This is a genomic window from Ruegeria sp. HKCCA5463, from assembly GCF_013034175.1.
GTDB lineage: Bacteria > Pseudomonadota > Alphaproteobacteria > Rhodobacterales > Rhodobacteraceae > Ruegeria.
In genome coordinates this window covers 212,374-226,417 of sequence record NZ_WQFL01000001.1, presented here as the reverse complement: position 1 = coordinate 226,417, position 14,044 = coordinate 212,374, and the positions used below count along the sequence as shown (strand labels likewise).

The window sequence follows — 14,044 nt, the reverse complement described above, 5'->3', positions numbered from 1 at the left end:
GCAGGTTTTCGCCGTATCCTGTTTCAATCGGCAATCTTGTTTGATGGCCGAACGGCTTGCGCCTTTGACCTCAGCGGATAAAACGGAAGGCAACAAAACACAAAGAGAAAACGAATTCATGACCACTGCCCTTGTCATCCTTGCCGCCGGAAAAGGCACCAGGATGAATTCGGACCTTCCCAAAGTTCTGCATCCCATCGCTCAGGTTCCGATGCTGATCCATGCGATGCGCGCCGGATCTGTCCTGTCGCCCGAACATACCGTGATCGTCACCGGCCACGGGTCCGAAGCCGTGGCAAAGGTTGCACGGGCCGAGGATGAAGGGGCGCAGATCACCGTGCAGGAAGACCAGTTGGGTACGGCCCATGCGGTCGCCCAGGCCCGAAGCGCATTGAGCGGGTTCGAAGGTGATGTGGTTGTTCTTTATGGCGACACCCCGTTCTTGCAGCCCGACACGCTGGAAAGGATGATCGAGGCACGGTCAGGGAATGACCTTGTCATTCTTGGCTTTGAAGCAGCCGATCCTGCCCGTTATGGCCGGCTGGTCATGACTGGCGACGTGCTGGAACGCATTGTCGAATTCAAGGATGCGTCAGATGAAGAACGATCCATAACATTCTGCAATTCAGGACTTTTGGCCTGCAATGCGCAGCTGCTGTTTTCGCTGATCGACGAGGTCGGAAACGACAACGCTTCGGGCGAATACTATCTGACCGACGTGGTTGAAATTGCGCGCCGCCGGGGGCTGAACGTGACCGCAGTTGCGTGCGACGAGGCGCAGACGCTGGGCGTGAACTCTCGCGCAGATCTGGCTGCCGCCGATGCCGTATTTCAGGCGCGCGCCCGTGCCGAGCTTCTTGACCTGGGCGTCACCTTGATGGCGCCTGACACGGTGTATCTGGCCGCGGATACGGTGGTCGGGCGCGATACGGTGATCGAACCGAATGTGGTGTTCGGCCCGGGCGTCACGGTCGAAAGCGGCGCAACGATCCGCGCCTTTTCACATCTTGAGGGCTGCCATGTCAGCCGGGGCGCTGTCGTCGGCCCCTACGCACGCCTGCGCCCCGGTGCCGAACTGGCCGAAAACACGCGGGTCGGCAATTTCGTCGAGATCAAGAATGCCGAAATCGCCGAAGGCGCGAAGGTCAATCACCTCAGCTATATCGGGGACGCTTCGGTTGGCGCTGCGACCAACATCGGCGCAGGCACGATCACCTGCAACTATGATGGCGTGATGAAGCACAAGACCACGATTGGTGAGAATGTCTTTGTCGGCTCGAACACCATGCTGGTAGCGCCGGTCACAGTGGGCGACGGCGCGATGACCGCGACTGGCACTGTCGTGACCAGGGATGTGGACCCTGATGCGCTGGCTGTTGCGCGGGCCAAGCAGGAAAACAAGCCCGGATATGCGCGCAAATTGTTTGATATGTTGAAGGCGAAAAAGGCTCGCCGCGATAAAAAGGCCTGAGATATGTGTGGAATAGTAGGTGTTTTGGGGCAGCACGAGGCCGCCCCTATTCTGGTAGAAGCCCTGAAACGGCTGGAATATCGCGGCTATGACAGCGCCGGGATTGCAACCGTCAACGACGGCGCATTGGGCCGGCGGCGCGCGGTTGGCAAGCTGGTCAACCTCAGCGACCTTCTGGTGCATGATCCTCTTCCCGGAAAATCCGGCATAGGCCATACCCGCTGGGCCACGCATGGCGCCCCGTCGGTCAACAATGCACATCCGCACAAGGCGGGCCCTGTGGCCGTCGTTCACAACGGCATCGTCGAAAACTATCGCGACCTGAGGGCCGAACTGGCCGAACATGGCGTTGATTTCCAAACCGAAACCGACACGGAAACGGTTGCCCTCATGACGGAACACCACCTGAACTCGGGCCTGTCCCCGGTTGAGGCCGCGTTCAAGACGATCGACCAGTTGGAAGGCGCCTTTGCGCTGGCCTTTCTGTTCGACGGAGAGGACGACCTGATCGTGGCGGCCCGCAAGGGATCACCACTGGCCATCGGACATGGGGATGGCGAGATGTATGTGGGCTCTGACGCCATCGCCCTGGCGCCTCTGACCAACCAGATCACATATCTGGAAGAAGGCGACCGCGCGGTTCTGACGCGAACGTCGCTTGAAATCCGCAACGAAGCCGGTGAGCTGGCCAACCGGGAAAAGCGCAAGATCAAGCTGGACCATACGCGTGCGGACAAGGGCGAGCACAAGCATTTCATGGCCAAGGAAATCGCTGAACAGCCCGTCGTTGTAGCAGAGGCGATCCGGTCCTACCTGCCCACGGGTGGTGACCGCGTGGCACTGCCCGATGCCGATCTGGATTTTAGCAAGCTGGACCGTCTGACCATGGTGGCCTGCGGCACCGCGTTTTACGCCTGCCTGACCGCGAAATACTGGTTCGAGCAACTGGCCAAGATGCCGGTCGAGGTCGATATCGCCAGCGAGTTCCGCTATCGCGAACCTCCGATCACGGATCGAACACTGGCGCTTTTCGTCAGCCAGTCGGGCGAAACCGCCGACACGCTGGCCGCGTTGCGGTATTGTGAGGGCAAGGCAGACAAGATCGTTTCGGTCGTCAACGTGCCCGAAAGCTCGATTGCACGCGAAAGCGATATTGCCTTGCCGATCCATGCCGGTGTCGAAATCGGAGTGGCGTCGACAAAAGCCTTCACCTGCCAGTTGAGCGTGCTGCTGATGCTGGCGCTCAAGGCCGCAGCAGACCGGGGCACGATGACGGATGAGGACATCGCCGATCATGCCGCCGCGCTGCGCGGATTGCCGACCGTATTGAACGCCGCACTCGATCAGAACCGGGCAATCCGCAAAGCCGCCCAACGCCTGTCCGAGGCACGCGACGTCCTGTTTCTGGGCCGTGGCCTGATGTATCCGCTGGCAATGGAAGGCGCGCTGAAGCTGAAGGAAATCAGCTATATCCACGCCGAAGGTTATGCGTCAGGAGAGTTGAAACACGGCCCCATCGCCCTGATCGACAAGCATATGCCCGTGGTTGTCATGGCACCCCGTGACACCGTGTTCGACAAGACCGTATCGAATATGCAGGAAGTGATGGCGCGCAAGGGCAAGGTGATCCTGGTCTCTGATGATGACGGCATTGACGAGGCCGGCGACGGCGTCTGGAGCACCATCCGCATGCCGCATGTTCACACCAGCCTTGCACCGATCCTGTATTCGGTTCCCGCGCAATTGCTGGCCTATCACACGGCGGTTGCCAAGGGCACGGATGTGGATCAGCCGCGCAATCTGGCCAAGTCGGTCACGGTGGAGTGAATTATGGCCAAGCAGTTCCCGCAGCTTGAGGAAGCGCATCAAAAGTTCATCGAAGATCAGCATATGTTCTTCGTCGGCACCGCCGGGGCCGAAGGTCGTGTCAATATTTCCCCCAAGGGAATGGATTCGCTGCGGGTATTGGGGCCGAACCGCATCGTCTGGATGAACCTGACCGGCAGTGGCAATGAAACGGCGGGGCATCTTTTGCAGATCAACAGGATGACGCTGATGTGGTGTTCCTTCACCACACGTCCGATGATCCTGCGCACCTATGGCACGGCACGTTGCCTGCATGTCGGGGATGATGGATGGGACGACCTTGCCGGCCTATTCCCAAATCACCGAAGCGCACGGCAGATCTATGACCAGTCGATCGACATGGTACAGACCTCTTGCGGCTATGCCGTGCCTTTCATGGAATTCCAATCCGACCGCGATACGATGCAGAATTGGGTGGATGGAAAATCAGACGAGGACATCCGCTCGTATTGGGTGGAAAGGAACAGCCAAACGATTGATGGAAAGCCAACCGGCGTACCAAAGTGAGCCCGATGCTGAGTGGATATCTCGATCAGATCAAAGCGCATGGTGACCCCGAGCGGGCGACCCAGATGGCCAGTTACCACAAGGCGGATCGCATCTATCTGGGCGTCGCGAACCCGGTTCTCAACGACCTGACCAAGGCGTGGCGGAAAGAACTGGACGTGCCGGCGAGGGTCGCATTGGCGGACGGGCTATGGCAAAGCAACATCCACGAGGGGCGACTTGCCGCATCCAAACTCTTGACTCAGGCACGCATCCGACCGGATGCGGCGGTTTGGAATTTGCTTCAAAGCTGGCTGCCGGATTTCGATGCCTGGGCCGTTGCGGACCACGCGTGCATGGCGATGCAAAAACGGCTTTCAGCGGATCCCGAACGGTTGGACGAGGTCGAACTGTGGACCCGGTCCGATCACATGTGGACCCGGCGCGCGGCCTTGGTCGCAACCCTGCCCTGGACCAAACAGAACCACCCCAAGCCTGACGATCTGCACCGCCGTGACCGCATCCTTGGCTGGGCTGCGGGATATGTTTCGGACCGCAACTGGTTCATCCAGAAATCCATCGCCTGGTGGCTGCGCGAACTGTCCAAACATGACCCGGAACGCGTGATCGCCTTTCTGAAACAGCACGGTGATGCCATGAAGCCGTTTGCCCGCCGCGAAGCAGGCAAATACCTGAAAAATCAGTTCACATAGACCTCAAGCTCGACAAGTTCGTCGAAGGGCACCAACAGGGCCCTCATGGCGTCCAGCGACAAGCGGCTGCCGCCGCTGTCAGGACCGGAAACCGGGACCAACGTGATATAGGCCTGCGCCCCGGTCCGTGGCACGACAACACGCGCGGTAACTTCGCTGTCTACCAGCGGTGTCTGCATCCAGCGCCCCGGAGTGGTCGGATCCCCAAGCCCGGCGATGGTGGTCTTCGCCCCAACCCAGTTCGGGCGCGCGGAAACCGGTTCGGGTTGCAACACCTCTTCGGCAACTGCTGTGCCCGTTTCCGTGTCAGACACCGTCTGGGCGGGCGCGTCGCCCCCGCCGAACACTCGGTCAGTCGTTGACTGCACGGCGTCGCATCCGGCCGTCATTACGCATGTCAAAACAAGTATTTTCTTCATGCCGGAAACCTACAACCCTGCGCCCACCTGTTCCAGCGCAAAGCGCAGTTCGCCCTTGTCGCGGCCATGTTCCAGCTTTACCTATATGGCATGACAGCTCCGCTAATCGACCCGTTTGCCCGCGCCATCACGTATCTCCGCGTCTCCGTCACGGATCGCTGCGACTTCCGCTGCGTGTATTGCATGTCCGAGAACATGACCTTTCTGCCCAAGAAAGACCTGCTGACATTGGAGGAGCTGGACCGGATGTGTTCGACCTTCGTCAGAATGGGGGTCGAAAAGCTGCGCATTACGGGTGGTGAGCCTTTGGTGCGTCGCAACATCATGACGTTCTTCAATTCGATGACACGTCATCTGGACAGCGGTGCATTGAAGGAGTTGACGCTGACAACCAACGGTTCGCAACTGCACCGATTTTCCGAAGACCTTTATGCGGCCGGTGTGCGTCGGGTGAATGTCTCGCTGGACACTCTGGATGATGACAAGTTTGCCAAGGTGACGCGCTGGGGTCGCCTGAAACAGGTTTTGAACGGAATCGACGCCGCGCAAAAAGCTGGCCTGCGGATCAAGATAAATGCCGTTGCCCTGAAAGGGTTCAACGAGCCCGAACTTCCCAAAATCACGGAATGGTGCGCCCAGCGGGATATGGATCTGACCTGGATCGAAGTCATGCCCATGGGCGATATAGGAAACGAAGACCGCCTGGATCAGTACTGGTCGCTCAAGGACGTGCGGAAAGAATACGAAAACCGCTATTCGGTCACCGATCTGGCCGAACGCAGCGGTGGCCCAGCCCGTTACGTGCGGCTCGAGGAAACCGGCCAGAAAATCGGTTTCATAACGCCACTGTCGCACAATTTCTGTGAAAGCTGCAACAGGGTCCGCCTAACCTGCACGGGCGAACTTTACATGTGCCTGGGTCAGGAAGACATGGCCGACCTGCGCGGTGCCCTGCGCGATCATACCGACACCGAACAGCCACTTGAAGACGCGATCCGATCTGCGATCAATCTCAAGCCCAAAGGGCATGACTTCGACTATTCCCGCCAAGCCGTCGATGGCCGGATGAGCCGTCACATGAGCCATACAGGCGGCTGATATGCCGGATCACGACGGCCGCCCCACGGCGTTGTACCATGTGTACTGCGCCCTCACGTCTCTGGCCGCGCCCCTGATATGGCGGGTCGTTCGGAACAAGCTGCGGGAAGCAAACGTACCCGACAAGCGTCAACAAGAACGCCTTGGCCATGCCAGCCTGCCCAGACCGAATGGGCGTTTGGTCTGGTTCCACGCCGCCAGCGTCGGCGAAAGCCTTTCGGTTCTCAGCCTGATCAGACGGCTGGCAGATCGCCTGCCTGAGGCCGAGTTTCTGATCACCTCGGGCACCCCGACCTCAGCGGCTCTGATCGAAAAACGCCTGCCGCCCCGCACACGGCATCAATTCCCGCCGCTGGACACGGCAGGCCCGGTCCGGCGCTTTCTGAACCATTGGCAACCAGAGGGCGGAGTTTTCGTCGAAAGTGAGATATGGCCGCGTTTGATCGTCGAAAGCGCCAGACACGGCGTTCCGCTGGCTCTTCTGAATGCACGACTGTCGGACAAGTCCGTTGCCGGTTGGAAAAAACGCCCCAGAACAGCGCGGTTCGTTTTGAACAAGTTCAACCTGTTCCTGACGCAAAACGACAAAACCGCAGCCAACCTGGCAGCCATGGGTGCCCCTGCCGGTCGCGTCCGGCCCGGCACCAATCTCAAGGCCATGTCAGACCCTCTTCCCATAGACCACGGCACGCTCGAAGACATCGGTTCTCAGATTTCTGGCAGACCTGTGTGGATCGCCAGTTCAACCCATGCCGGTGAAGAGGAAATCGTTCTGGCCGCGCATAAATCACTTCTGGAACGCTGGCCCGATCTGCTGCTGTTGCTGATCCCCCGCCACCCAGAGCGCCGCGGCGATATCGCAAAACTACTGGACGCCTCCGATCTCAACGCCGCGTTCCGATCAGAAACTTCCCCGATCAAAACCGAAACCCAGGTATATGTCGCTGATACACTGGGCGAGACCGGCACATGGTACGCTCTGTCTCCCATCGTGTTCCTGGGCGGCTCCCTGAAAAACATCGGCGGCCACAACCCTTTCGAACCCGCCCAGGCCGGAGCCGCCGTGATAACCGGCCCCGGATACTTCAATTTTGCTGAAACTTTCGCGCCGTTGATCAAAACCGGTGGCGCCATCGAGGTTCGAACCGAAACAGATCTCTCTGCGGCGGTCGACCATTGGCTTTCAGACGACCAAGCCCTGACCCGGGCCCGCAGCGCGGCCCAATCCTGCGTCAAGACGCAAAGCAACGCACTGGACTCCGTTGTGGAAACGCTGTGCCGTTCGCTCGACCTGACGTGACCGGGGCGGGATCCCTCTTCATCTGGCCAAAATATCCCGGGGGTGTGGGGGCAGAGCCCCCACCCGCCCCATCAGGCCGCCGGCATCCGCTGCTCGACGATCTCTGCCCACCAGCTGCACCCGGCGGGAATCGCCTCATCGTTGAAGTTGTATTCCGGGTGGTGAACCATGGCCGTATCGCCGTTACCCACCAGGATATAGGCGCCAGGGCGCTCCTCCAGCATAAAGGCAAAATCCTCGCCGCCCATGACCAAAGGCGCATCGTCGCAATCACCCGATACCGACCGGGCAACGGCTGCGGCAAACTCTGTCTGCTCTTCACTGTTCACCATCACCGGATACCCGCGGATATAGGTCACATCGGCGGTGCCTCCGAACGTTGCCGCCACACCATTGCAGATCTCATTGATCCGCTTTTCGGCCAGATCCCGCATATCCTTGCTCATGGTGCGCACGGTACCCTTGATCTGAACAGTCTGCGGGATCACGTTGAACGCTTTCGACGAGGTCTCGAACGACGTCACCGACACCACGACCTGATCGATAGGGTCGGCATTGCGCGAGGAAATCGTCTGAAGCGCCAACACCGCCTGCGCGGCCAGTACCGTGGTATCTACTGTTTCATGCGGCTTGGCAGCATGACCGCCGCGCCCTTCGAAAGTGATGTCGAACTGATCGGTTGCGGCAAAGAAAGAGCCGGGACGGATGGCGAACTTGCCCACAGGTTGTCCCGGCCAATTGTGCATGCCGTAGACTTCCTGAATATTCCAGCGTTCCATCATGCCATCTTCACACATTTCACGACCACCACCGCCGCCCTCTTCGGCAGGCTGGAAGATTACAACAACCGTGCCATCGAAATTTCGGGTTTCAGACAGATACTTCGCCGCACCAAGCAGCATCGCCGTGTGGCCATCATGGCCGCAGGCATGCATGGCGCCCGGCGTTTTCGACGCATAGTCCAACCCCGTCGCCTCATGGATCGGCAACGCATCCATATCCGCCCGCAAACCGATCACCTTGCCGCTGCGGTCCGAATTGCCCTTGATCACGCCAACAACGCCTGTACGCCCGATGCCGGTGACGACCTCGTCGCAACCAAACTCCTGCAACTTCTCGGCCACCATTGCGCTGGTGCGGTGCGTTTCGAACAGGATTTCAGGGTTTTGGTGCAGATCCCGTCGCCAGGCGGTGATCTCATCCTGCAGTTCGGCAAAGCGGTTTTTGACTGGCATGTCTATTCTCTCCTAATTCAGTTCAAGCCGCCGGCATTCGGCGCTCGACCATTTCTGCGAACCACGAACATCCAATCGGGATGATCTCGTCGTTGAAATCGTATTCAGGGTGGTGCAACCCGGCGCTGTCACCGTTGCCCAGAACGATGAAGGCTCCGGGCCGTTCCTCCAGCATGAACGAGAAATCCTCGCCCCCCATCACCATCGGCGCCTCGATGCAGCTGCCTCCGACCGAGACTGCGGCCTCTGCCGCGTATCCCGTCTGAGTTTCGGCATTGATCGTCACCGGAACGCCGCGCGAGTAATTGACGTTCACGGAACCACCGAATGTTACTGCAATCCCTTCGGCGACCTCTTTGAGGCGCTGTTCGATCAGATCACGCATCTGGTTGGAATGGGTCCGGACCGTGCCGCGTATCTGCGCCGATTGCGGGATCACGTTGAACGCTGTCGAAGACGTCTCAACGGACGTCACCGACAGCACGGCTTGCAGGATCGGATCGGCATTGCGCGACACGATCGTCTGCAATGCTACGATCATTTGCGACAGCATCACCGTCGTATCGACCGTCTCATGGGGTTTTGCAGCGTGACCTCCGCGCCCTTCAAGATGGATATCAAATTCGTCCGCTGCGGCCAGCAAAGGGCCCGAACGGATCGCGAACTGCCCGGTTGGCAGGCCCGGTACGTTGTGCATCGCATAGACTTCCTGAATGCCGAACCGGTCCATCAGACCGTCCTTGCACATGGCCTCGGCGCCATTCCCGCCCTCTTCGGCGGGCTGAAAGATCACGATTGCAGTGCCATCGAAATTGCGCGTCTCAGAGAGGTACTTTGCCGCCCCCAAAACCATAGCGGTATGCCCGTCATGCCCGCAGGCATGCATCGCGCCTGATATCTTCGAGGCATAGTCCAGCCCGGTCTGTTCCTGCATCGGCAGCGCATCCATGTCGGCGCGCAGGCCAATCACACGGCCCTGCGTGTCGCTCTTTCCCCGAATGACCCCGACCACGCCGGTACGACCGATGCCTGTAACGACCTCATCACAGCCGAATTCCTTCAGCTTTTCCGCCACCAGCGCGCTGGTGCGGTGCGTGTCGTACAGAATTTCCGGATGTTGGTGAATGTCACGCCGCCAGCCTGTGATCTCTTCGTGCATCTCTGCGAGGCGGTTTTTGATCGGCATGTCACTCTCCCTCAAATTATGCCACGGGCAATCGTCGTTCCACGATCTCGGCAAACCAACTGCAACCGGCGGGAATCGCATTGTCGTCAAAATTGTATTCCGGGTGATGGCACATGGCCGTGTCCCCGTTCCCGATAAAGATGTAAGCTCCGGGCCGTTCTTCAAGCATGTAGGCAAAATCTTCCGACGGCATGATCGGATCAGTGCTGTCATTGACCTTGCCCGCCACGGCCTCGGCCGCCACGGCAGCGTATGCCGTTTCGGCCTCGGAATTCACAGTCACAGGATAGCCGGGTGTCCAGACGACATCCGCCTTTGCGCCGAAGGCCGAGGCCGTATCCTCGGCGATCCTGCGCACGCGCTCTTCCGCAATGACGCGGTACTCGGGGTCGAGCGTCCGGACAGTCCCCTGCAAGCGGACGGTATGAGCGATCACGTTCGACGCGACACTGTCCGTTTCAAACGTACCCACGGTCAGCACCACGCGTTTGATCGGATCGACGGTGCGCGCCACGACGGACTGCAACGACACGACGATATGCGAGGCCACCAGCGTGGTGTCTACCGCGTCATGCGGTGCAGCGGCGTGTCCGCCCTTGCCGGTGATCGTGATTTCGAATTCATCAGATGAGGCCAGCAAGGCGCCGGGTCGGATCGCGAATTCGCCCACCGGCAACCCCGGCATATTGTGCATGCCATAGACCTCATCAATGCCCCAGCGATCCATCAGGCCGTCCTGACACATGGCCAGACCGCCTGCGCCACCTTCTTCGGCGGGCTGAAAAATCAGAACAACGGTGCCATCGAAGTTTCGGGTTTCAGCCAGGTACTGGGCGGCCCCAAGCAGCATCGAGGTATGCCCGTCATGCCCGCAGGCGTGCATCTTTCCCGATACGGTCGAGGCATAATCCAACCCCGTCGCTTCTTCGATCGGCAATGCGTCCATGTCAGCACGCAACCCGATCACGCGCCCGGTCGTATCCTGCCGCCCCCGGATCACGGCCACGACACCCGTCCTGCCAATTCCCGGCGTGATCTCATCCACACCAAATTCCCTGAGACGCTCGACTACGAAAGCAGCCGTTTCATGCACGTCATACATCAGTTCAGGATGTGCGTGCAGGTGGCGGCGCCACTTGGTAATATCGCCATGCATCTCTGCAAGTCTGTTTTTGACAGGCATCTCAAGACCCTCCCCTGAACCACTGAGGCCACGTTGAATGTTACGCCGCGCTCAGCCCTTCAACCAATCGTTGCATGAACCTATGCCCAGCTTCGAACTGCGCGATCGATATGAACTCGTTCGGCTGATGAGCCTGCGCGATATCACCCGGGCCGCAGATCACGGCTGAATACCCGGCCGCCTGAAACTGCCCCGCCTCGGTCCCATAGCTGACGACGTGGCTTGCGTTGTCCCCGGTCAGGGCGCGCACCAAAGCTTCGGCTTCTCCGTCCTGTTCGGGCACCAGCCCCGGGATCGCGAAACGCTCGGACAGTTCGATGCGCGCATCGGGGTGAACTGCCTGCATCCGAGCTTCGACCTGGCGGACCTGTTCGATATAGGCATCGCGCCATTCAGCCTGCGTTTCGTCCGGCACCGTGCGAAAATCCATCATGAAAGTGCAGTCTTTGGCGGTGATGTTGTGCGCTGTCCCGCCTTCAATCATGCCGACATGACAGGTTGTCCACGGCGGGTCAAATACAGCCGCGATTTCGCTCGGCTCAGCAGCCATGCTTTCGGCATTTCTGTGATTTGCCCAATCGATCAAAGGCGCCGCCGCCATGATCGCGTTCACGCCAGTATGCATGATCGAGCTGTGCACTTCGAACCCGACGATATGTGTATCAATGCCGAACCCGCCCTTGTGCCCCGTCACCGCCTGCATCATCGACGGCTCACCCACTATCACTGCCGATCCCTTGGGCAGAACCTGTTGCATTGCTTCAATCATGGGCGGCGCACCGGTGCATCCGACCTCTTCATCAAAGCTGAGCGCCAGCTGAAGCGGCCGGCTGATATTGGCATGGTGTGCTTCGACCAGGGCCCAGATGGCCAGGGCGTCAAACCCCTTCATGTCGCAGGTGCCGCGACCGAAGTACTTGCCGTCTTTCTCGGTCACCGTGAAAGGATCAGTGTCCCACGGCTGACCGTCCACCGGCACGACATCCGTGTGACCGGACAGAACCACCGCGCCTTCTTCGGATGGACCAACATGCGCAAAGATCGCAGCCTTGTGCGGTTGGTTCGGATCTGGCCAGCGGTGGCTTTCGATTCCGTGGCCCTGCAAGTAGTCCTGAACCCAATCCACCAGCGGCAGATTGGTATCACGGCTTACGGTCGGAAATGAGATCAGCTGTGTCATGATCTCAAGCGGGGTCAGGCGTTTCGCCATTGGGGTCAATACCCGCTGTCCGTGGTCAGAATGAAGTGCCCTGCCTCAACCTCTTGATATTGCGAAGGTTCCGGCGTGTAGTTGGTGGGATGAATAGGAGAAGGGATCGGTTTGAAATTCAGATCCTTTTCCGATTTCCGCTTGTTCGGGTCCGCGATCGGAACCGCCTTCATCAGCGCCTGTGTATAGGGATGCTGCGGGTTCTCGAACACCCGCGCCCGGGGTCCAAGCTCGACAATGCGCCCCAGATACATGACCCCGACATAGTGGCTGACCCGTTCGACAACGGCCATGTCGTGGCTGATGAACAGGTATGACAGGCCCAGCTCGGACTGCAATTCCATCATCAGGTTCAGAACCTGCGCCTGAACCGACACGTCAAGGGCCGAGACCGCCTCATCCGCAATGATCAGCTTGGGGTTCAGGGCCAAAGCGCGGGCAATTGCAATCCGCTGACGCTGACCGCCGGACATTTCATGCGGGAAGCGACGCATGAAGCTGCGCGGCAATTGCACCTTGTCGAACAATTGTGCCACGCGATCCTGAAGTTCGGATCCCGACGCCACATCATAATTGCGCATCGGCTCGGCCACTTGGTCGACCAGCTGCATCTGCGGGTTCAGCGAGGCGAACGGGTCCTGAAAAATCATCTGCATGTCCAACCGCGCCTTGCGCAAACCAGACGGATCAAGCTTCATGATATCGACACCGTCCAGATCAATCTCGCCCGCCAACGGCTCAACCAGCCGCAGGATCGAGCGCCCTGCCGAAGACTTGCCGCATCCGGATTCCCCTACAAGACTGAGCGTTTGCCCTTTGTTCAGAGTGAACGAGACATCCTCGACCGCATGAACGTTCGAAATCGTGCGCCGCAAAAGCCCGCCTTTGACCGGGAACCGTGTTGTCAGGTTCTTGACGGTCAGCAGAACCTCTTCCGTACCCGGAATTGGCGCAATATTCTGCCCTTCGACCCCCAGCAGCTTCATTGGCTCGGGCGCAGATTTTCCCTGCATCTCGCCCAGTTTCGGCACCGCGGCCAGCAACGCCTTGGTATAGTCGTGCTGTGGGTTTTCGAAGATTTCCTTGACCGTGCCTTCTTCGACCTTGTTGCCGCGGAACATCACAACAACGCGGTCAGCCATCTGGGCAACCACGGCCATGTCGTGGGTGATGAACATCACCGCAGTTCCGGTTTCCCGCTTGAGGCGGTCCATCAAGGCCAGGATCTCGGCCTGAATGGTCACATCCAGCGCCGTGGTGGGTTCGTCGGCAATCAACAGGCGCGGCTCACAGGCCATCGCCATCGCAATGACAACACGTTGGCGCATCCCGCCCGACAACTCGTGAGGATATTGCTTCAGACGGCGCTCGGGCTCTGGGATACGGACCTGACGCAGCAATTCCAGCGCCCGTTCCTCGGCCTGCGCTTTCGTCATGTCCTTGTGGATGCGCAGACCTTCGGTCAACTGGCGGCCCACGGTGAAAACGGGGTTCAGCGCGGTCATCGGCTCTTGAAAGATCATCCCGATCTCGTTGCCGCGAATCTGCTTCATCAGATCCTGATCGGCCTTCGCCAGGTCCATTTCTTCGCCATCACGACGATCAAACAGCAATTCACCGCCCGCGATTTCGCCGCCACCGAACTCGACCAGACGCATCAAGGACAAAGATGAAACCGACTTCCCCGAGCCCGATTCGCCAACGATACAAACGGTTTCGCCTGGTTTGACCTCGAACGAGACGTCCTCAACACCAACAACGGGACCGTCCTTTGTCTGAAACTCCACCCGCAGTTTTTTGATTTGAGCAATAGGCTGATCCAGCACGTGCGCGCTCCCTTGACGAGGTTATTCTTGTTCTGAATGCCGAACGCTACG

At 59.2% G+C, this 14,044-nt stretch carries 12 protein-coding genes; 6 read left to right on the top strand and 6 right to left on the bottom strand.

What is annotated here, in order from left to right; genetic code table 11:
- Positions 1-118: 118 nt before the first annotated feature.
- The 4 genes from glmU to GOW09_RS01100 are packed head-to-tail and all read left to right on the top strand — an operon-like array spanning position 119 to position 4,536.
- Positions 119-1,471, top strand: a complete 1,353-nt coding sequence (glmU, locus tag GOW09_RS01115; RefSeq protein WP_171115008.1) for a bifunctional UDP-N-acetylglucosamine diphosphorylase/glucosamine-1-phosphate N-acetyltransferase GlmU — start codon at positions 119-121, stop codon at positions 1,469-1,471.
- Positions 1,472-1,474: 3 nt separating this feature from the next.
- Positions 1,475-3,298, top strand: coding sequence for a glutamine--fructose-6-phosphate transaminase (isomerizing) (gene glmS, locus GOW09_RS01110; RefSeq protein ID WP_171115005.1), 1,824 nt, complete (start codon positions 1,475-1,477; stop codon positions 3,296-3,298).
- Between the two features lie 3 nt (positions 3,299-3,301).
- Positions 3,302-3,844 (top strand): pyridoxamine 5'-phosphate oxidase family protein, encoded by a 543-nt coding sequence (locus GOW09_RS01105; RefSeq protein WP_152458605.1) that lies wholly within the window; start codon positions 3,302-3,304, stop codon positions 3,842-3,844.
- Positions 3,845-3,849: 5 nt separating this feature from the next.
- Positions 3,850-4,536, top strand: coding sequence for a DNA alkylation repair protein (locus tag GOW09_RS01100; protein ID WP_152458606.1), 687 nt, complete (start codon positions 3,850-3,852; stop codon positions 4,534-4,536).
- Here the strand turns inward: GOW09_RS01100 and GOW09_RS01095 are convergent.
- Complete coding sequence (locus GOW09_RS01095; RefSeq protein WP_171115003.1) at positions 4,524-4,955, bottom strand: hypothetical protein; 432 nt, start codon at positions 4,953-4,955, stop codon at positions 4,524-4,526. The genes GOW09_RS01100 and GOW09_RS01095 overlap by 13 nt on opposite strands.
- A 90-nt stretch (positions 4,956-5,045) precedes the next feature.
- Between GOW09_RS01095 and moaA the strand changes: the two genes are divergently transcribed.
- Together moaA and GOW09_RS01085 are read left to right on the top strand one after the other, a co-directional pair.
- The gene (gene moaA / locus GOW09_RS01090; protein ID WP_171116477.1) at positions 5,046-6,053 is read left to right on the top strand and encodes a GTP 3',8-cyclase MoaA; all 1,008 of its coding nucleotides are present in this window, start codon (positions 5,046-5,048) and stop codon (positions 6,051-6,053) included.
- Position 6,054: 1 nt separating this feature from the next.
- Positions 6,055-7,353 carry a 3-deoxy-D-manno-octulosonic acid transferase gene (locus GOW09_RS01085; RefSeq protein ID WP_171115001.1) on the top strand — a complete coding sequence of 433 codons (1,299 nt, stop codon included), beginning with the start codon at positions 6,055-6,057 and terminating at the stop codon, positions 7,351-7,353.
- 71 nt (positions 7,354-7,424) lie between these two features.
- Here GOW09_RS01085 and GOW09_RS01080 read toward each other — a convergent pair whose 3' ends face one another.
- The 5 genes from GOW09_RS01080 to GOW09_RS01060 are packed head-to-tail and all read right to left on the bottom strand — an operon-like array spanning position 7,425 to position 13,993.
- The gene (locus tag GOW09_RS01080) at positions 7,425-8,588 is read right to left on the bottom strand and encodes a M20 aminoacylase family protein (RefSeq protein ID WP_171114998.1); all 1,164 of its coding nucleotides are present in this window, start codon (positions 8,586-8,588) and stop codon (positions 7,425-7,427) included.
- A gap of 22 nt (positions 8,589-8,610) precedes the next feature.
- Positions 8,611-9,774 carry a M20 aminoacylase family protein gene (locus GOW09_RS01075; RefSeq protein ID WP_171114996.1) on the bottom strand — a complete coding sequence of 388 codons (1,164 nt, stop codon included), beginning with the start codon at positions 9,772-9,774 and terminating at the stop codon, positions 8,611-8,613.
- Positions 9,775-9,790: 16 nt separating this feature from the next.
- Positions 9,791-10,957: a M20 aminoacylase family protein gene (locus GOW09_RS01070; RefSeq protein ID WP_171114994.1), complete on the bottom strand. Its 1,167-nt coding sequence runs from the start codon at positions 10,955-10,957 to the stop codon at positions 9,791-9,793.
- Between the two features lie 40 nt (positions 10,958-10,997).
- Complete coding sequence (argE, locus tag GOW09_RS01065) at positions 10,998-12,167, bottom strand: acetylornithine deacetylase (RefSeq protein ID WP_171114992.1); 1,170 nt, start codon at positions 12,165-12,167, stop codon at positions 10,998-11,000.
- 5 nt (positions 12,168-12,172) lie between these two features.
- Entirely contained in the window at positions 12,173-13,993 is a 1,821-nt protein-coding gene (locus GOW09_RS01060) for an ABC transporter ATP-binding protein (RefSeq protein ID WP_171114990.1), read from the bottom strand.
- Positions 13,994-14,044 lie beyond the last annotated feature (51 nt).

Excerpts from the sequence above, each read along its gene's own strand:
- glmS (WP_171115005.1), top strand. The coding sequence starts at position 1,475 with ATGTGTGGAATAGTAGGTGTTTTGGGGCAGCACGAGGCCGCCCCTATT.
- GOW09_RS01105 (WP_152458605.1), top strand. The coding sequence starts at position 3,302 with ATGGCCAAGCAGTTCCCGCAGCTTGAGGAAGCGCATCAAAAGTTCATC.
- argE (WP_171114992.1), bottom strand. The coding sequence starts at position 12,167 with ATGGCGAAACGCCTGACCCCGCTTGAGATCATGACACAGCTGATCTCA.
- moaA (WP_171116477.1), top strand. The coding sequence starts at position 5,046 with ATGACAGCTCCGCTAATCGACCCGTTTGCCCGCGCCATCACGTATCTC.
- glmU (WP_171115008.1), top strand. The coding sequence starts at position 119 with ATGACCACTGCCCTTGTCATCCTTGCCGCCGGAAAAGGCACCAGGATG.
- GOW09_RS01085 (WP_171115001.1), top strand. The coding sequence starts at position 6,055 with ATGCCGGATCACGACGGCCGCCCCACGGCGTTGTACCATGTGTACTGC.
- GOW09_RS01075 (WP_171114996.1), bottom strand. The coding sequence starts at position 9,774 with ATGCCGATCAAAAACCGCCTCGCAGAGATGCACGAAGAGATCACAGGC.
- GOW09_RS01100 (WP_152458606.1), top strand. The coding sequence starts at position 3,850 with ATGCTGAGTGGATATCTCGATCAGATCAAAGCGCATGGTGACCCCGAG.
- GOW09_RS01095 (WP_171115003.1), bottom strand. The coding sequence starts at position 4,955 with ATGAAGAAAATACTTGTTTTGACATGCGTAATGACGGCCGGATGCGAC.
- GOW09_RS01070 (WP_171114994.1), bottom strand. The coding sequence starts at position 10,957 with ATGCCTGTCAAAAACAGACTTGCAGAGATGCATGGCGATATTACCAAG.
- GOW09_RS01080 (WP_171114998.1), bottom strand. The coding sequence starts at position 8,588 with ATGCCAGTCAAAAACCGCTTTGCCGAACTGCAGGATGAGATCACCGCC.